At 38.0% G+C, this 17,372-nt stretch carries 19 protein-coding genes; 9 read left to right on the top strand and 10 right to left on the bottom strand.

The window, feature by feature from the left end; genetic code table 11:
- Positions 1-4: 4 nt before the first annotated feature.
- From queC to dapD, 3 genes are all read right to left on the bottom strand, one after another.
- Positions 5-676 carry a 7-cyano-7-deazaguanine synthase QueC gene (gene queC / locus ACZ5QH_RS16260; protein ID WP_004717194.1) on the bottom strand — a complete coding sequence of 224 codons (672 nt, stop codon included), beginning with the start codon at positions 674-676 and terminating at the stop codon, positions 5-7.
- Positions 677-712: 36 nt separating this feature from the next.
- On the bottom strand, positions 713-1,423 hold the full coding sequence (queE, locus tag ACZ5QH_RS16255; protein WP_303576274.1) for a 7-carboxy-7-deazaguanine synthase QueE: 711 nt from the start codon (positions 1,421-1,423) through the stop codon (positions 713-715).
- Between the two features lie 109 nt (positions 1,424-1,532).
- Complete coding sequence (dapD, locus tag ACZ5QH_RS16250) at positions 1,533-2,354, bottom strand: 2,3,4,5-tetrahydropyridine-2,6-dicarboxylate N-succinyltransferase (protein WP_034612558.1); 822 nt, start codon at positions 2,352-2,354, stop codon at positions 1,533-1,535.
- 304 nt (positions 2,355-2,658) lie between these two features.
- Between dapD and carO the strand changes: the two genes are divergently transcribed.
- A complete protein-coding gene (gene carO / locus ACZ5QH_RS16245) occupies positions 2,659-3,402 on the top strand; it encodes an ornithine uptake porin CarO (protein WP_034612559.1) in 744 nt (247 codons plus the stop codon).
- A gap of 88 nt (positions 3,403-3,490) precedes the next feature.
- On the opposite strand, the gene ACZ5QH_RS16240 is transcribed toward carO, so the two are convergent.
- The 7 genes from ACZ5QH_RS16240 to ACZ5QH_RS16210 form a co-directional block, all read right to left on the bottom strand.
- On the bottom strand, positions 3,491-4,708 hold the full coding sequence (locus ACZ5QH_RS16240; protein ID WP_303576273.1) for an OmpP1/FadL family transporter: 1,218 nt from the start codon (positions 4,706-4,708) through the stop codon (positions 3,491-3,493).
- A gap of 253 nt (positions 4,709-4,961) precedes the next feature.
- Positions 4,962-5,891, bottom strand: coding sequence for a CysB family HTH-type transcriptional regulator (locus ACZ5QH_RS16235; protein WP_004717184.1), 930 nt, complete (start codon positions 5,889-5,891; stop codon positions 4,962-4,964).
- 54 nt (positions 5,892-5,945) lie between these two features.
- Positions 5,946-7,007: a sulfate/molybdate ABC transporter ATP-binding protein gene (locus tag ACZ5QH_RS16230; RefSeq protein WP_004823148.1), complete on the bottom strand. Its 1,062-nt coding sequence runs from the start codon at positions 7,005-7,007 to the stop codon at positions 5,946-5,948.
- Positions 7,008-7,017: 10 nt separating this feature from the next.
- Positions 7,018-7,914 carry a sulfate ABC transporter permease subunit CysW gene (gene cysW / locus ACZ5QH_RS16225; RefSeq protein WP_151957150.1) on the bottom strand — a complete coding sequence of 299 codons (897 nt, stop codon included), beginning with the start codon at positions 7,912-7,914 and terminating at the stop codon, positions 7,018-7,020.
- A complete protein-coding gene (cysT, locus tag ACZ5QH_RS16220) occupies positions 7,911-8,744 on the bottom strand; it encodes a sulfate ABC transporter permease subunit CysT (protein WP_004717179.1) in 834 nt (277 codons plus the stop codon). The genes cysW and cysT overlap by 4 nt, the downstream gene beginning before the upstream one ends.
- An 80-nt stretch (positions 8,745-8,824) precedes the next feature.
- On the bottom strand, positions 8,825-9,430 hold the full coding sequence (locus ACZ5QH_RS16215; protein WP_303576270.1) for an RBBP9/YdeN family alpha/beta hydrolase: 606 nt from the start codon (positions 9,428-9,430) through the stop codon (positions 8,825-8,827).
- A gap of 43 nt (positions 9,431-9,473) precedes the next feature.
- Positions 9,474-10,484 carry a sulfate ABC transporter substrate-binding protein gene (locus ACZ5QH_RS16210; RefSeq protein ID WP_004823146.1) on the bottom strand — a complete coding sequence of 337 codons (1,011 nt, stop codon included), beginning with the start codon at positions 10,482-10,484 and terminating at the stop codon, positions 9,474-9,476.
- 163 nt (positions 10,485-10,647) lie between these two features.
- Between ACZ5QH_RS16210 and pabC the strand changes: the two genes are divergently transcribed.
- The 8 genes from pabC (at position 10,648) to ACZ5QH_RS16170 (ending at position 17,312) form a co-directional block, all read left to right on the top strand.
- On the top strand, positions 10,648-11,469 hold the full coding sequence (pabC, locus tag ACZ5QH_RS16205) for an aminodeoxychorismate lyase (RefSeq protein WP_096734779.1): 822 nt from the start codon (positions 10,648-10,650) through the stop codon (positions 11,467-11,469).
- Positions 11,462-12,523: an endolytic transglycosylase MltG gene (gene mltG, locus ACZ5QH_RS16200; RefSeq protein WP_209827218.1), complete on the top strand. Its 1,062-nt coding sequence runs from the start codon at positions 11,462-11,464 to the stop codon at positions 12,521-12,523. Before pabC ends, mltG begins: the two co-directional genes overlap by 8 nt.
- 9 nt (positions 12,524-12,532) lie before the next feature.
- Entirely contained in the window at positions 12,533-13,132 is a 600-nt protein-coding gene (gene tmk, locus ACZ5QH_RS16195) for a dTMP kinase (RefSeq protein WP_303576269.1), read from the top strand.
- 127 nt (positions 13,133-13,259) lie between these two features.
- Positions 13,260-13,676, top strand: coding sequence for a PaaI family thioesterase (locus ACZ5QH_RS16190; protein WP_151803289.1), 417 nt, complete (start codon positions 13,260-13,262; stop codon positions 13,674-13,676).
- Positions 13,677-14,164: 488 nt separating this feature from the next.
- Positions 14,165-15,145 carry a hypothetical protein gene (locus ACZ5QH_RS16185; protein WP_303576268.1) on the top strand — a complete coding sequence of 327 codons (981 nt, stop codon included), beginning with the start codon at positions 14,165-14,167 and terminating at the stop codon, positions 15,143-15,145.
- 4 nt (positions 15,146-15,149) lie between these two features.
- Positions 15,150-16,031 carry an arginase family protein gene (locus ACZ5QH_RS16180; protein WP_244013540.1) on the top strand — a complete coding sequence of 294 codons (882 nt, stop codon included), beginning with the start codon at positions 15,150-15,152 and terminating at the stop codon, positions 16,029-16,031.
- 108 nt (positions 16,032-16,139) lie between these two features.
- The gene (locus tag ACZ5QH_RS16175) at positions 16,140-16,520 is read left to right on the top strand and encodes a hypothetical protein (RefSeq protein WP_034616260.1); all 381 of its coding nucleotides are present in this window, start codon (positions 16,140-16,142) and stop codon (positions 16,518-16,520) included.
- Positions 16,521-16,538: 18 nt separating this feature from the next.
- Positions 16,539-17,312: an AraC family transcriptional regulator gene (locus tag ACZ5QH_RS16170; RefSeq protein WP_303576267.1), complete on the top strand. Its 774-nt coding sequence runs from the start codon at positions 16,539-16,541 to the stop codon at positions 17,310-17,312.
- Positions 17,313-17,372: the final 60 nt, after the last annotated feature.

Below are 17,372 nucleotides of genomic sequence, written 5' to 3'. Positions count from 1 at the left end.
CTTGTTATTGCGGTATATAACGTGTTGGGTCTGCAATACCTGCATCCTTAAAACCTTCTTTACGAAGTCGGCAGCTATCACATTTGCCACAAGCACGTCCTTGGTCATCTGCTTGATAGCATGAAACCGTTTGACTATAGTCTACGCCATGTTCGATGCCTAAGCGTATTATATTCGCTTTGGATAAATGTAACAGAGGTGTTTCAAATTTAAGAGGTTTTCCTTCTACACCGACTTTCGTTGCAAGACGAGCCATGTTGGCAAAGGCCTCGATAAACTCTGGGCGGCAGTCAGGATATCCTGAATAATCAACAGCATTGATACCAATCACGATCGCTTGAGCATCAAAAACTTCTGCGGCTGCAAGTGCATAAGACAAGAAAATGGTGTTACGTGCTGGAACATAAGTTACAGGAATACCATCTGTTTCATGATCAGGAACATCAATGTTAAGGTCTGTAAGCGCTGAACCGCCTAAATTACCTAAATCGATATTAATCACACGATGTTCTACACCTGCACGTTGCGTTAAAGCGCGGGCTGCATCGAGTTCAGTGGTAGAGCGTTGACCATACATAAAACTTAGGGCAATACAGTCATAGTTTGCTTGAGCCCAAGCCAAACACGTCGTTGAGTCTAAGCCACCAGATAATAAGACTACGGCACGAGGGCGCATATCCAACTCTCCAAATATTAATAATTGACGATAAATTTAACGACCAGTTTCATCGTTCCAAAGCAATTTATGTAATTGCAACTGGAAGCGAACAGGGAGGTGGTCTTCTAAAATCCATTGTGCTAAATCGCGTGCAAGCTGAGGCAAACGTGCCGCACCTTTTTCCACTGCAAAAGCAGGAGAAAACCATACTGTGCTGACTTTTTGCGCTAAAGCGTATTGTTCAACTTGCTGTTTAGACCACTCATAGTCTTCACGATTACAAATCACAAATTTGATTTGATCATGTTGAGTTAAATGATCGAGGTTGCTGAGTAAATTTCGTGCAACCTCACCCGAAGTTGGGGTTTTTAAATCTAAAACTTTTGAAACACGTGGGTCGACTTTAGAGACATCTAAAGCGCCGCTGGTTTCTAAAGAAATTTCACAACCTAAATCTGCTAAACGTTGCATTAAGGGTAAGGCATTGGGCTGAGCGAGCGGTTCGCCACCTGTGACACAGATATAAGGCGTTTTATAATCTAATGTTGTTTGAATTATTTGGTCAAGCGATTGGCGTTCGCCACCTTCAAAAGAATAGGTGGTATCGCAATAGGTACAGCGTAATGGGCAACCTGTTAAACGAATAAAAACAGTCGGTAAACCCGCAGTGTTGGCTTCACCTTGCAATGAATAAAAAATCTCCGTGATACGCAGCCCCGCAGACGGATCAGAAACAGGAATAGTCGAAGAACGAAGAGAATTCATGAAATTTACCACAGATTACAAAATGAAAAATCTCTACGATCACGATTGACCGTAGAGATGAGAAGCGATTGCTACGCTAGATAACTAAAATTCCACGAGGGAATATAAATTAGTCTTCGCGAAGCAATTCGTTCAAGCTTGTTTTAGCACGCGTTTTAGCATCAACTTTCTTGACAATAATTGCAGCATATAAACTATATGTACCACATTTAGACGGTAGGCTGCCTGAAACAACGACAGATCCAGCTGGTACACGACCATAATGGATTTCACCTGTCTCACGGTCAAAAATCTTAGTCGATTGACCAATGAATACGCCCATTGAAATGACTGAGCCTTCTTCAACAATCACACCTTCAACGATTTCAGAACGTGCGCCAATGAAGCAGTTATCTTCAATGATTGTTGGGTTTGCTTGAAGTGGTTCAAGCACACCACCAATACCTACACCACCTGAAAGGTGAACATTTTTACCGATTTGCGCACATGAACCTACAGTCGCCCATGTATCAACCATTGTGCCTTCATCTACATAAGCACCAATGTTTACATAAGAAGGCATCAATACAACATTTTTCGCTTGGAAAGAACCTTTACGCGCAACAGCAGGTGGTACAACACGTACACCAGCAGCTTTAAATTGTTCTTCAGTCCAACCGGTAAATTTAGTCTCTACTTTGTCATAGAAACGAAGATCACATGATTCAATTGGCTTGTTATCGTTTAATTTAAAAGACAATAAAACAGCTTTTTTCAACCATTGGTGAACAATCCATTCACCGTCAATTTTTTCAGCTACACGAAGTGTACCGTTATCTAAGCCAGCAATGGCTTCTTCAACAGCTTGACGTACTTCAGCAGGACAATCTACTGCTGTAAAGTTGGCACGGTTTTCAAACGCTTGTTCAATGATCGTTGAAAGCTGAGACATGATCTTCCTTCCCAAAAAATTTTAAAAGATTCTACACCAAATTCGACTCAGATTAGATATAAAATCTAGTTTCAATCGAAAAAACTAATCTTATAATTTAAAATAAAACAACCAAATAAGTGAATTGTTAAGTTTTTATTTATTTTATTCCTTTTAAAAACAACAATTAATATCCAATTGTATCAAAAAATAACAAAAAGTAATCAATTTCTCTATTAATTGTGAAGAACGAATCACATATGATCGTTTCGAGTCCAACACATTAATGATTAAAGAACAAACTCTATTTTTTGAGGAGACATAAATGAAAGTGTTAAAATTATTGGCTGTTACAGCTGCATTATCTGCTTCTGGTTTAGCAATGGCTGATGGGTCTGTTGTTGACCAAGGTTATGCATTTGAAGCAAACCAATTAATCCCTACAGGCGCTCGTCTTGAAGTGGGTACAACTGGTTACGGTGGTGCTTTACTTTGGACTGCTAACCCTTATGTTGGTTTAGCATTGGGTTATAACGGTGGTGATATTTCTTGGTCTGATGATTTAAAAATCAATGGATCTAAGTATGACTTAGACATGGACAACAAATTAGCGTATTTAAATGCTGAGATTCGTCCTTGGGGTGCAAGCCAAAATGTTTGGGCACAAGGTCTATATGTTGCTACTGGTGTAGGCTACGTAGATAATGAATATGGTTTAGAGCGTCGTATTTCTCAGGGTCGTAATTTCTCTGTGAATAATACTGACTTTAATGCTACATCAGATGTTCAGATAAAAGGTAAGCAAAAATACGATAACCAATTTGCACCATATGTAGGTTTTGGTTTTGCTCCAAAAATCAACAAGAACTTCGGTGTATTTGGTGAAGTAGGTGCATACTATACTGGTAATCCTACTGTTTCACTGCAACAAGTGAGTGGTACAGACCAAGTCAACGGTAATGGCGATCGATTAAGTGATGCTATCCGTGGTGAAGAAAATAAAATTTCAAATGATGACAAATATAAATGGTTACCAGTTGGTAAAGTGGGCGTAAGCTACCACTGGTAATTTATTGTTGATCATGTAATAAAAAACGAGCTCCGGCTCGTTTTTTATTTTGAACTTGGTATTTTTGATAGCTGAATTTTTAGATGAATCAAAAGCGATAGCCCACTCGAATTCCATGTGCAAAAGCATCATTATGGCCCACTTCAGATAACGTTGAGTTTTGGACAATTGAAGTATTGGCGTCTAAGTTGCTAACTTTTGCTTTATTGAATTTAAAATATTTAACCCCATAAGAAATAAAGCTCTGGGGATTGATGTTATATAAAGCACCCAAGCCTAAAGCATAAAAACCGTCTGAAGGATTGAGTGTTCCAGCGGGATTAGCATTGCCTGAGTCCCATGAAATATCTGTAGTGGCAACCCATTGCTGTGAAAATACATGCGCAAGCCCAAGCTTTGCAGACCATTGATCCTTGTTGTAATCAATCAGATTAAAAGGTTTGATCAGTTCAGGGTATTGTTCAGCAGCAATCTTAACCACTGCACCAAATTGTCTTGGTTGAATTTCAAAATCTTTCCAATTGACCCACCTCAAATTGCCATAAAGAATATTCGATGGTGTTAAACCTGTCTGAAGATCCAGATTGACGGATTGAGGCGTGGTGATTTGTGTTTTAGCAAAAGGAATAATACTTAAAGCTTGCGCTGAAACATCCTCAGTGATTGCAGATTGATGATTGATCTTGGAACGATAGGTAATCGCAGTTTTTACTGCATACTCTGGAATTTGATAGCTTAAACCTGCGAGCCAACCATGACCTGAACTTTGTTTTAGCTGTGCATGATAGCCACTCATCGCTGAATAGTTTGCTCCAAAGACTTTGAGTTCACCCTCGAACTGTTGATAAATGCCACCAGCATATATATTCCAATTCGCACTAGGTTGATAACCCAATAGCATCGAAAGATTTTGACTTTTAAAATTAAATTGACCCGACTCTAAAAGTTGCTTTCCAGCAAAGCTCTGTGGGCGATATTCATAACTAAGATCAACACCATAAGGCTGATCATAAATCAGTCCAAATGAAAGTTGTGGAGCAATTTGCAGTTTTGCAGCAGCATTGACAAAGTGGTAATTGTTGACAAGGTTGCCTGTTGAAAAATCTTCAACGCCGAGTTGTTTGAATTGCTCATGTTGAGGGAGTTGCCCTGAAACATTTGCATAGAGCTCTGCATAAGACAATTCTACATAATGATTTGGTTCTAAAAAAGCAAGGATAGACTGGTCAGATTTCTCCATACCCGCGGCATGGCTAAAAAGAGGAACAAAACTTCCAAGGGTTAAGCCCCAAGCAATAGAATTCATTCATTCCCCCCGAAATAAATTGATCAGTGATAAAGATAAGACTAAATTTTATACTAAAAAGCCATGCTTATAATAAAATATTAAATAAAATCAAATAGATTAATTATTCTTAAGAGTTTGTGTTTAATTTTTAAATGATAAAAAAGAGAGCCGTAGCTCTCTATCTTTGATCATCATGACTATTTGATGGTTTATTTATTGGCGATTTATTCCTTGATGACTTCATTTCTTTCTTAATCATTTATCTCAAAGTTTAATCATCAGGATAGGCGATTTTTTTCAATGCTTTGATATCGGCTTCTGGAGAGCAGAGTGAAATAAACTCATAGCCATAGCCACGAAGTAAGTGGCCTTTACGAACTGCAATCCATGTTGTATTTAAACCAAAAATATCAGTATCGATTTGTTTTAGTCGTTTATCGCGTTCTGTGTCATAAGCAACATCATTGACAATACCGACACCCATTCCCAGTTCAACATAAGTTTTGATCACATCGGCATCCAGTGCTGACATGACGATATCTACATCTAAATTGGCATCTTCAAACGCTTTATCAATTTTAGAACGTCCTGTAAAACCGCCGTGATAGGTGATAATTGGAAATTCAGCCAATTTTTCCAAGGTAATCTCTTTAGGATTCAGCTTAGTCAGTGGGTGATCTTGTGGCGTAATGATACTGTGTTTCCAGTTATAGAAAGATACACTGCCCAAATTATCTTCAGTGGTCAGTGATTCAGTTGCAATACCGATATCAGCCAAACCAAGCAATAACATTTCAGAGATTTCAACAGGACTGGCTTGTTGCAAAATCAAATGAACTTTGGGAAATGCTTTTTTAAATAAATTGACAATCGGTGGTAACACATAACGTGCTTGTGTATGTGTTGTTGCGATTGTAAGCGTACCTTCATCAACTTTATTAAAATCATCGGCAAGACGTTTAATATTGTCAGCATCAATAAGCATGCGTTCAACAATACTCAACAGCGCTTGACCAGGTTCTGTCAAACCTAATAACCGTTTGCCTTTACGAACAAACAGCTGTACACCCAATTCATCTTCTAAATCTTTAATATGCTTACTGACACCAGATTGCGAAGTATAAAGTGCAGCAGATGCTTCGGTTAAGTTATAATTTTGACGAACTGTTTCTCGGATAATTCGTAATTGTTGAAAGTTCATGATGTTCGATACCTCAAATGTGGATGAATAGGGTAATATTCATCCTGTCGTCGATTACGCGACTTGATTTTCAAATAGGTGAAGTGTAGATGCACTTACCCAAACTGTTTGATTTGGTCGATATTGATGTAATTTTGCTTCATCAGGATTTAAAGCAATTTCAATCAGTTGTCCTTGACGATCTTGTAACTCTGCCATGACTTTACCCGCAATCCACAACTCACGTAAGAAGGTTGCTTGAATTGTATTTTCAGTCGGTTGCGTGTGAATTTTCAATTCATTTGGGCGAGCAAAGGCAATCACTTTACCATTTGCGGTTTGTGTCGCCGTAGGCAGTTGGATGCGATCTTCACCAATTTGAATGATGCCTTGATGGTTTTCACCTTCAAAACGGTTTGCTTGACCTAAAAAGTCAAATACAAACGGGGTTGCAGGCTTTTCATAAACTTCACGCGGTGAACCAATCTGTTCAATATCACCTTTGTTCATCACCACGATTTGATCAGCAACTTCTAAGGCTTCTTCTTGGTCATGGGTTACAAAGATTGACGTGATATGTAATTCATCATGTAAAGTCCGTAACCAACGGCGTAATTCTTTACGTACTTTGGCATCCAATGCACCAAACGGTTCATCTAAGAGCAATACACGTGGTTCAACAGCTAAGGCACGTGCCAATGCAATACGTTGGCGTTGACCACCAGATAATTGTGCTGGATAACGATCTGCCAAGAAACCAAGTTGTACCAAATCCAATAAACGGGTAACACGTTTTTTGATTTCAGTTTCATTTGGTCGAGTCGCCTTTGGACGAACACGTAAACCAAATGCAACATTGTCATAAACAGTCATATGACGGAACAGTGCGTAATGCTGAAATACAAAACCAACTTGACGTTCACGTACGTGAATATTGGTTGCATCTGTTCCTTCAAGGATAACTTGTCCTCTATCAGTTGATTCTAAACCAGCAATAATGCGCAGTAATGTGGTTTTACCACAGCCAGAAGGACCAAGCAGGGCAACCAATTGACCTTCTGGAAAATCTAGCGATATGTTTTTAAGTGCATGGAATGCACCGAAGTTTTTTTCAATATTTTTAACTTGAATACTCATGTGCAATTCCTTAAGAAACAGTTGATTCTTTACTTTCGCGATCTTGTTTTTCTTGGCGATATTCAACCCATGTTTTTAAAATTAGGGTAATGATGGCCAAAAATGCTAACAATGTTGAGACGGCAAAAGCAGCACTAATCGAATTTGGTTCGTTATATAAAATTTCAATATGCAACGGCAAGGTATTGGTTTCACCACGAATATGGCCTGAAACCACAGATACTGCACCGAATTCACCCATGGCACGTGCATTACACAAAATCACGCCATAAATGAGACCCCATTTAATATTTGGAATGGTAATTTTCCAAAAGGTTTGCCAACCCGAAGCACCGAGCACAATTGCAGCTTCTTCTTCTTCTGTTCCTTGTGCTTCCATCAATGGAATTAATTCACGTGCAACAAAAGGAACAGTAATAAATACAGTTGCGAGGATAATGGCCGGTGTCGCATAGAGGATTTTAATATCATGTTCAATTAACCATGATCCAATCCAACCTTGTGAGCCAAAGATCAAAACCAGCATTAAACCAGCAATGACGGGTGAGACTGAAAATGGTGTATCAATAATGGTGGTTAAAAATGATTTTCCACGGAAATTAAACTTGGCAACACACCATGCTGCTGTAACACCAAAAATCACATTCAAAGGTACTGCAATGGCTGCAGTCAATAATGTGAGTTTGACCGCAGATAGGGTATAAGGATCAACCAGTGAAGCAAAGTAGACTTGAATCCCTTGTTTAAATGCTTCAACAAAAATAAGCACCAACGGTAGAATTAAGCAGCCTAAAAAGAAAATCAGACCAATAATCAGTAGGATATTACGTACCCAGGCAGGTTCACGTGTCGCATCACGAGATTGCAGTTTTTCAGCCAAAGCATTGCTGTTGGTATTTAAGCTCATCGTGCTGTTCTCCCTGTACGGCGACTTGCCCAAGCTTGTACCAAGTTAATTAGGAACAAGATAAAGAAAGAAATCACCAGCATCACCACTGCAATTGTCGTCGCACCTGCATAATCATATTCTTCAAGACGGGTAATGATCATTAACGGAGCAATTTCAGTTTCGTAAGGAATATTGCCTGCAATAAAGATGACCGAACCATATTCACCTACACCGCGAGCAAATGCCAATGCAAAGCCAGTCAGTAATGCTGGAAATAAAATCGGTAAAATGATTCTTGTCACGATCTGAAAACGATTTGCACCCAATGCAGAAGCGGCTTCTTCTAGCTCAGTTTCAAGATCACTTAAAACTGGCTGTACTGTACGAACCACAAAAGGAATACCAATAAAAATTAAAGCAAGCGTAATACCTAGTGAGGTATAGGCAATTTTAATCCCTAAAGGCTCAAGCAAATGACCAATCCAACCTGTTGATGCATATAACGAGGTTAAGGCAATACCTGCGACCGCTGTAGGTAATGCAAAGGGTAAGTCCACCAATGCATCTACTATACGTTTACCAGGGAATGAATAACGGACTAAGCACCAAGCCAATAAAAAGCCGAAAATGACATTGATCAAAGCTGCAATTAGGGCAGTGGTAAAACTGAGCTGTAATGATTTTAAAATACGTTCAGAGCTCAAGATTTCCCATAAACCATCCCAACCTACGCCTAATGATTTTATGAATACGGCAGACAGTGGTATCAGTACGATTAATGATAGATACGCTAGGGTGAAGCCTAGTGAAAGACCAAAACCTGGCAGCACTCGGGATCGCTGCGACATGATGACTCCTCAAAAGAGAGAAAGCTTATTGAAATCAATAAGCAAATTTAAAACGATTTTGCAAGCTTAAAAGGCAATGATTAAATTGCAAATTTAAATAACAACTTGTTGTCATCAGCATTACTGATAAAGAAATTTTGCTGATTAAAAATTAAATGATCATAAATTTCAGGAAAGTGTCCAAAGCCTGATGCAACATTGATATGTCCAACCTGACCTAAATTTCGAGGTCGAATTTTCCACGCTTTCGCAAGCTTCTGTGCATCTTCAAAATTTAACCAAGGATCATTTTCAGAAATAATCATTTCAGCAGGGACTGTGATTTTCAATTCGTGAAAATAAGCTTCATAGTCACCGATACTGTTTCGAGCAAAACCAGCCTCACCAAAACGTGCTGGATTAGCTGGTGCAACTAAAATAATTTTTCTTACTTTAGTTGCGATTTCAGGGTGCTGCGCCAAAGCAGCAACCGTGGTTAAACATCCGAAACTATGTGCAACAATTTGAACAGGTTGCGTAGCATTGACGACAGTCGCAACAAATTGGGCAATCCAGTCTTTAAGAATAGGTAAGTTCCAATCTTGTTGTTGTACGCGCGAGCAAGACATGAGTTCACGTTGTAATTTAGACTGCCAGTGATCGTAATCACTACCACCAACGCCTGGAACAATAATTGTATGAATCATGTCTATGCTCCTGTTTCCTTTCGCTTAAGTTTATTTTAAACAGTTATTTGCTACTTGCATTGGCTTTTACGATTTGATCAAAAACACCATTATTTTCAAAATGTTGCTTTTGAACTTTAGTCCAACCACCAAACTCTTTATCAATTGTGACCAATTTTAACGGTTTGAATGTTGTCGCATACTTTTGCAAGATTGCTGCATTACGCGGACGGTAGAAGTTTTTCGCTGCAATGTCTTGACCAGCAGGTGAATACAGATAGTTTAAATATGCTTTCGCTAAGTTTAAGTTACCGTCTTTTTCAGCATTCTTTTCAACAATTGCGACAGGTGGTTCTGCCAAGATCGACAATGATGGAGTAATGATTTCAAATTTACCTGGTTGTTCACGTGTAGATAAATACGCTTCATTTTCCCAAGCCAATAACACATCACCAATACCGCGTTCAGCAAATGTCGTCGTAGAACCACGTGCACCAGAATCAAGTACTTTAGTTTGTTTATAAATTTGACGTACAAACTCTTGTGCTTTTGCGTCTGAACCATATTTATGTTTTGCCCAAGCCCATGCTGCTAAATAGTTCCAGCGTGCTCCACCTGAAGTTTTAGGGTTTGGTGTTACAATTTCTACACCTGGTTTTACCAAATCGCCCCAGTCTTTGATGCCTTTCGGGTTACCTTTACGGACGAGGAAAACGATTGTTGATGTGTACGGTGTAGAGTTTTGTGGGAATTTCTTCTGCCAGTCTTTTGGCAATAAATTTGTATTTTGTGCAATCGCATCGATATCTGCGGCCAATGCTAAAGTCACAACATCTGCTTGCAAACCATCAATAACCGCACGCGCTTGTTTACCAGAGCCACCATGTGATTGTTTAAACTGGATGTCTTGACCCGTTTTAGATTTCCAAAACGTTGCAAATTGTTTGTTAAAATTATCGTACAATTCTCGTGTTGGATCATAAGATACATTTAAAAAATCTTTTGCAGCAACGCTGAAAGATGTGGTTGAGATCAGTACTGCTGCCACAGCAAATTTAAGTTTAGAGAACTGCATTTTTTTGCCCCATTTAATTCTGAAGTTCGGTAAGATGGAGTGAGGATAACGCTAGTCTTTATCCATAAAAAATAATAAAAAACGAATTTTATATGAATAAAAGAGAAAAAGAAAATGCTGATATTGCTTATAGTATTCGTGCAAAGCCATAGGAAATTGCTTAATGATCTGTTTTAAAAATGCTCAATTTGTTGATTCTATTTCACTTTTAGATCGAGCATTTCATTATGGAGATGGTTGTTTTAGCACAGTTCGATTACATCAAGATGTTATGGAGTTGGAACTTTTACATCGTGCTCGATTGAAGTTGGCGGCTGAACGTTTATTTTTAGATGTGAATTTTGAGTTGTTGGATCAGACGCTACAATGTTTAAGACAAAAAAATGGAATATTAAACGGTACATTGAAGATCATCATTAGTCGAGGCGATGGCGATCGTGGCTATGCGATGCCTGAACATGAGGCCGATCTTTATGTGGTTTATTATCCAAAAACAACCGCGTGCTTCCAGCCTGAATTAATTCACAGTGGTGTATTGGATCAAGCAATTGGTTTATTGATGCCGAATTTGGTGGGTTTAAAAACCTTAAACCGTTTAGAACAAGTGTTACTGAAAAAAGAAGCTCAGGCAAAAGGCTGGTTAGAAGCATTAGTCACAGATGTACAAGGTTCAGTTGTTGAAGGTGTGAGCAGTAATTGTTTTATTCGGATAAACAATAGATGGATTACGCCTGAACTTCGTTATAATGGCGTACATGGTGTGATGCGTGCCGAGATTTTGTCACGGATGCAACATTATGGTGTCACCTGTGAACAGCGTTTTATCGATATGGATGAAATTCGACATTTTCAAAGCCTGTTCTTTTGCAATGCCCTCAGTCCAATGAAAGTGGTCGAAACGTTGAATCATCAACATCTAGACACTCAATCCTGTGTTGAGTTATTTAATACTTTAAATTTAAGTCAGTTTAATTCTCATGCCTAAAACCAAACCTAAGCCAAAATCTAAAAAGAAAACTCAAGCCCAAGTGAGCAATAACATCTATAAAGGCATTGCGATCGTTCTGGTTATTTTTTTGATCATGACTGCAATCATTTTAAAAATGAGTATTTTTAAAGCGTATCCAGTGACGGGTCAAAAACAAAAGCTGTCTATTTCAAATGGTGAAACCTATACCGGTTTTATTGATCAATTGGCCAAGGACGATAAGGTTAGTTTTCCAATCATTCTTAAGCTTTATCGGAAAATTTTCATTCATGACACCATGAAAGCTGGTGTGTATGAAGTCACTAAAGGTATGAATGTACGCCAAGTATTAGAAATGGTTTCTAATATTGAAAATGCACAGATGAGTCGACTTTTGGTGATAGAAGGGACGACAGCGAAGCAATTAATTCAGTCATTGAAAAAAGATCCATTGGTTGAAAAATCGGTGATTCAGCTTCCGAGTGGTGAAATGCTGAAAGCATTAAATATTCCTTATGATCACCCAGAAGGTTTATTTGCGCCTGATACTTATTTCTTTGATAAAGGTGCAACGGATAAGCAAATCTTGACTGACCTGTACCAACGTCAAATGAAAATTTTAGATGAAGCTTGGGAAAAACGCGCGCCAGACTTACCTTATAAAAATAAATATGAAGCCTTAATCATGGCCTCGATTATTGAAAAAGAAACCAGTGTAGACAGCGAGTTACGTCAGGTTTCAGGTGTGTTCTATCGTCGTTTAAAACTGGGCATGCGTTTACAAACCGATCCTACCGTGATTTATGGGATGGGTGATAAATATACGGGTAAGATTTCAAAGCAGGATTTACGTACTCCGAGTGCTTATAATACATATACGATCAATGGTTTACCGCCAACACCGATTGCTTTACCAAGCAAAAAAGCCATTGAAGCGACGATGCATCCAGATAACTCTGAAAACATTTACTTTGTTGCCACAGGTAATGGTGGGCACAAATTTACAGCCAATCTGAATGATCATAATCGTGCAGTGCAAGAATATATTCAAGTTATGCGGTCTAAGAATTAAGGAATGAGCATGTTTATAAGTTTTGAAGGTACTGAAGGTGTAGGAAAAACCACGCTCATTCAAAAGTTATTTGATTACTTTCAACAACAAGGTCAACAGGTTGTTTTAACACGTGAGCCTGGTGGTACGCCTTTAGCTGAACAAATCCGTTCATTATTGCTGTCGGTCAATCATGAAGTACAGATGAGTAATGACACGGAGTTATTGCTGATGTATGCAGCACGAGCACAACATTTGGAAGCTGTGATTTTACCTGCCTTGGCTGAGGGCAAGATTGTACTGTGTGACCGTTTTGTCGATTCAAGCTTTGCTTATCAATGTGCAGGTCGCGGGTTAAGTCGAGATAAGTTACAACTGCTCAATGAAAATTTTGTTTCTAAAATGCCAGATATTACTTTTTGGTTGGATGCGCCAATTGAATTGGGAATGAACCGTGCCCGCGCACGCGGTGCATTAGACCGCTTTGAACAAGAAAAAGTGGTGTTTTTTGAATCGGTACGCAGTGGGTTTTCTGAAATTCATTTGCGTGATTCTCAACGAATGAAACGCTTAGATGCGACTCAAGCACCAGAGCAAGTATTTGCTGAGGCGTTGAGCTACTTAAAATAAATACCAATTAATCCTCTAAATAAGTGAAATTGAGCAATTTATTCTATTGATTTGAACGATAGCGTTAATGTTTTGGACCGATAAAGTCTTTATATTGTTTTAGGTCAGGGATATAAAGACTTTAATTATGAAAAGCTCGAAAGCTGAAATCGTACAATTCTTACAGCAATTTTTTTCACCTAGCTTACAACGTTGTGAAATTGAAGAAGTAACTGAAAAAGGGGCTTCTTTGGTTTGGCACGTCAGTGATCAAGATATACGACCAGGTGGAACTGTTTCAGGTCCAACCATGATGGCCCTAGCAGATTTTGCACTTTATGTTGCGATTATGGGTGAAATTGGTTTAGTCGGTTTGACAGTTACGACCAATATGAATATTAATTTTTTACGCAAGCCAACGGGTGGTGTTGATATTCGTGGCGTGTGTAAATTGATGAAAGTGGGTAAAGCTTTAATTGTCGGTGAGGTCTGGATTTATTCTTTAGGTTCGGATGATCCTGTTGCACATGTGACAGGAACGTATTCTGTTCCACCACAAAAATAAATCATTCAGGGATTTTAAAAATGCGTATTGGACGAAATTTTTTATAGTCCTTACTGGGTTTTCTGATGGTGTGTTAATGCTCACTATTTTTAGTGCTGGTTAAATTGTTTTGATCATCAATCTATATTTTTGGTTATAGCGTCATTAACAATAGACTTCTTACGTTAGTTCTTTTTTAGGCCATAGATCATCATAAAATCCCCCTCATCCTAGCCTTCTCCCAAAGGGAGAAGGGACTTTCAATACCAATCTGATTCACTCAACATGGTCATTTTTTGATTTATGAAAGATCTTTAATGGATACTTAAATCATGTATAGGCACGGAATCATGAATACCAAAAAGAATAATAAACAATCAAATGTATTGATTGATATAGATGCAATTACAACTTGAGTGATATATTGAGTTCTGCAAGGGATAATGCTAATTTATTCATAATAAATAGTTTATTTTGAAAATTAATATAGATTAAATGGAATAAAGAATATGTCATCAGGTCATGAAGTCGTAGATTTGTTTAAGGAACAGGTTTTTCCTTTATCAGATAAATTGACGGAGATGTTGAATGAACACTATTCACATCAAACTGAACGCCGTGGTTGCGGTTATACGCAGGCTACACGCGTATTGGCTGAGTACATTAATTTTCCGCGTGATCAAGTTGAAGCAACTGATTTAAAAATATTTAAAGATTATGATTTTAAGAAATTAAAAAAGATCCTTGAGCAAAAAAATGCTTATGGATTAGACATTGATGATTGGCATAACTTAGATCAAAATAAATCGATTCAAAATTTTCTTACTCAAGCCAAAGATGATGAGTTTAAAGCCTTAGTTGAACAAGAAGTTGCAATCCAAGCAAACTTAAGACGCTTATCGCAACAAGCACAATTAGAAGAAAGCCATGTGATTTGCGCTATGTTGGAAGATGTGATTTTACCCAAAACAGCAGATGAAACAGGTTATGTTGAAATAGCGACGATTGACGGCAAGCCTAAAGTGGGCTCATGTCCAATGGCAGAAGCATTTTTCTTAAAGATTGCCCATCGTTCCATGTTAAGACAAGGCTCAATCAACATTTTTGTAGATGATCAAAATCGTCCGCTGTTGATTGAAAAAATGAACATGGGGGATAATCATTCCTGTATAAATTTACAACCTTTATTGATGAATGGAATTCGTATTCCGATTGGTTCTTTATTTTCTGTCGATTATGATATTGAACAAATTGCCAACAAAGTCCCCAATCAAGAGTTTAAAGGCTATATTATTCCTTATAAAGAGATTCAAGGTTTTTGGTTTTTGCGATTAACGACTTTAGCCATTTCACCTGAGAATCGACAAAGGGCATTTACGACACATTTTGAACAACAAGTGAATAATGGGCTGTTTAGTCCTGACACAACACTTATAAAACAACTCAATGATGTTGCCAAATCACAATTGAGAGCACTCAGTCTCGGATAGCTTTATGTTAAATGTTTGTTTTTCTCCACGCTATTTTGCTCAAACACATACCAATAGCATGGAAAAACTTGTTGCAGTCGCAGAGCAACTACAGCAATTTAATCATTATAAATTTCATGAACCACAACAAATTGATCCAGAAATTTTAAAGGCCTTACATTCGCCTAAATATGTTGAGGCTTTTTTAACAGGACAACCGGCAAAACTGGCAACGTTTGCTGGTTTTAAGCCTTGGAATGAACAATTAAGGGATGCGGTACTCTCCATCAATGCTGGGCAATTGTTGGCAACTGAACTGGCATTCCAACATGGGATTGCCGCCAATATTGCACAAGGGTTTCACCATGCCAATTATGAATATGGCGGCTCATATTGTACTTTTAATGGTTTGGCATTAATTGCACAACATTATGCAAATAAGCGCATCTTTATTTTGGATTGCGATCAGCATGGTGGTGATGGGACGGCTGATTTTACTCGCAGATTAGATAATTTATATAATTTTAGTATTTATGGTTTGGCTTTTGGCTACCCCACGTATGAGCGGGCGGAAAGCCGTCATATTCACACCAAGCATGGAAGTTTTGCTCAATATACCATGGCATTGCATGAAGCGTTTCAGCGAGCCAATGAATGGAAAGCAGATATTATTATTTATCAGGCAGGGATGGATTGTCATCAAGCAGATCCTTATGGTTCAGCATGGTTTACGACAGAGTTGATTCAAAAAAGAGATGAGATGGTGTTTAACCTTGCCAAACGTGACAATATTCCGATTATGTTTGTACTTGCAGGGGGCTATCAGAACTTAGATGATTTAGCAAAATTACATGCTGAAACTTTTCATATAGCGCATCGTATTTATTATGAAAAAAATAAAGACTAAATTCACTGTTAAATTTGGCTGGAATACCGTATTTATTGGCTGAATTTAGTAATGTACGATCTGTATAAATCCATACAATGATAATTGTTCTCATTTATGGTGGTTATCATGTTTATTCAAAATTTAGAAAACTTTCCAATCGTTCGTATTAGTTATCAAGCTGAAGATGCAGTTTCAGTTGATGAAACAATCGCAATTTATGAATCATTATTGAGTCGCAAAGAAACTTTTGTTTTTATCAGTGAAGGGGCTTTTCCTGAACAAAAAAATGATCATGAAGAACGCAAGCAAGTTGCAGCATGGGTTAAAGCAAAACGTGAAATTTTAACCCAATATGTGAAAGCGTTGATTCATATTGAACCTGATGAAAATATTCGACTTGAAACGCAAAAATTTGCCAATAACTTTATTAAGTTTACAGGCTATCCGATGTTTATTGTAGACAATCAACAACAAGCGCAGAAAGTCATCGACGCTGTTTTAAAGTGATAAATATATAGGCAAACCATGCTTGATAATGTGGATCCTTTTTTTGTAGATCAAATAGACCAAGCAATTATTGTATTAAAAATACATCAGCAAGTTCCTGATTGGGAGCTTGCGTCACATCAGCATGTAAAAAGCCAATTGATGATGACAGTGAATGGCTTAATTACTGTGGAAACACCGTCTGGTATTTGGGTTGTTCCAGCACAACAGGCTTTATGGATTCCGTCAAATGTGCCACATAAAGTCAGTAGTTATGGTGTCTCTTCTGGCTATGTTGCATTTATTGACCCCCAACTTGATCATCTTTTAGAACCGAATTGCACCATGTTGCAAGTGACAAATTTACTGAATGCCTTATTGGAAAGAGTTGAAACCTTGTCTGATACGGTACTTTCAGAAAAAGACTTCCGTTTGCAGCAATGCTTGTTAGATGAAATTCAATCAGTTGTAAAGCCAAAATTTTATTTACCCATTCCACAAGATCTTCGTTTAGTCAAATTGGCCCACCATTTATTAAAATATCCTGAGCAAAATCAAAGTTTGGCTGAATGGGCAAAATTATGTTGTATGAGTGAACGAAGCCTTACACGAACTTTTCATCAAACGACAGGGATGAGTATTAATCAATGGCGAAGAAAGTTACATGTTGTATTGGCATTACAATGGTTAACAGAAGGAGATTCAGTACATCAGGTTGCGATGAAATTAGGCTATGACAGTGATAGCTCATTTATTGTGATGTTTAAGAAAATAATGCAGCTTTCTCCTCGAAATTATATGCAGCAAACATAAGGTTTTATTTTCAAATAGAAGTAGTTTTAGCATTTTATCAAAATGAATTTATAACTTTAT

The sequence above is a fragment of the Acinetobacter sp. Ac8 genome, from assembly GCF_055392545.1.
The sequence above is the reverse complement of the archived record's forward strand: the minus strand, read 5'-3'. Positions and strand labels throughout refer to the sequence as shown.

Coding starts and splice junctions, on each gene's coding strand:
- queC (WP_004717194.1), bottom strand. CDS start 676: ATGCGCCCTCGTGCCGTAGTCTTATTATCTGGTGGCTTAGACTCAACG.
- queE (WP_303576274.1), bottom strand. CDS start 1,423: ATGAATTCTCTTCGTTCTTCGACTATTCCTGTTTCTGATCCGTCTGCG.
- dapD (WP_034612558.1), bottom strand. CDS start 2,354: ATGTCTCAGCTTTCAACGATCATTGAACAAGCGTTTGAAAACCGTGCC.
- carO (WP_034612559.1), top strand. CDS start 2,659: ATGAAAGTGTTAAAATTATTGGCTGTTACAGCTGCATTATCTGCTTCT.
- ACZ5QH_RS16240 (WP_303576273.1), bottom strand. CDS start 4,708: ATGAATTCTATTGCTTGGGGCTTAACCCTTGGAAGTTTTGTTCCTCTT.
- ACZ5QH_RS16235 (WP_004717184.1), bottom strand. CDS start 5,891: ATGAACTTTCAACAATTACGAATTATCCGAGAAACAGTTCGTCAAAAT.
- ACZ5QH_RS16230 (WP_004823148.1), bottom strand. CDS start 7,007: ATGAGTATTCAAGTTAAAAATATTGAAAAAAACTTCGGTGCATTCCAT.
- cysW (WP_151957150.1), bottom strand. CDS start 7,914: ATGAGCTTAAATACCAACAGCAATGCTTTGGCTGAAAAACTGCAATCT.
- cysT (WP_004717179.1), bottom strand. CDS start 8,744: ATGTCGCAGCGATCCCGAGTGCTGCCAGGTTTTGGTCTTTCACTAGGC.
- ACZ5QH_RS16215 (WP_303576270.1), bottom strand. CDS start 9,430: ATGATTCATACAATTATTGTTCCAGGCGTTGGTGGTAGTGATTACGAT.
- ACZ5QH_RS16210 (WP_004823146.1), bottom strand. CDS start 10,484: ATGCAGTTCTCTAAACTTAAATTTGCTGTGGCAGCAGTACTGATCTCA.
- pabC (WP_096734779.1), top strand. CDS start 10,648: ATGATCTGTTTTAAAAATGCTCAATTTGTTGATTCTATTTCACTTTTA.
- mltG (WP_209827218.1), top strand. CDS start 11,462: ATGCCTAAAACCAAACCTAAGCCAAAATCTAAAAAGAAAACTCAAGCC.
- tmk (WP_303576269.1), top strand. CDS start 12,533: ATGTTTATAAGTTTTGAAGGTACTGAAGGTGTAGGAAAAACCACGCTC.
- ACZ5QH_RS16190 (WP_151803289.1), top strand. CDS start 13,260: ATGAAAAGCTCGAAAGCTGAAATCGTACAATTCTTACAGCAATTTTTT.
- ACZ5QH_RS16185 (WP_303576268.1), top strand. CDS start 14,165: ATGTCATCAGGTCATGAAGTCGTAGATTTGTTTAAGGAACAGGTTTTT.
- ACZ5QH_RS16180 (WP_244013540.1), top strand. CDS start 15,150: ATGTTAAATGTTTGTTTTTCTCCACGCTATTTTGCTCAAACACATACC.
- ACZ5QH_RS16175 (WP_034616260.1), top strand. CDS start 16,140: ATGTTTATTCAAAATTTAGAAAACTTTCCAATCGTTCGTATTAGTTAT.
- ACZ5QH_RS16170 (WP_303576267.1), top strand. CDS start 16,539: ATGCTTGATAATGTGGATCCTTTTTTTGTAGATCAAATAGACCAAGCA.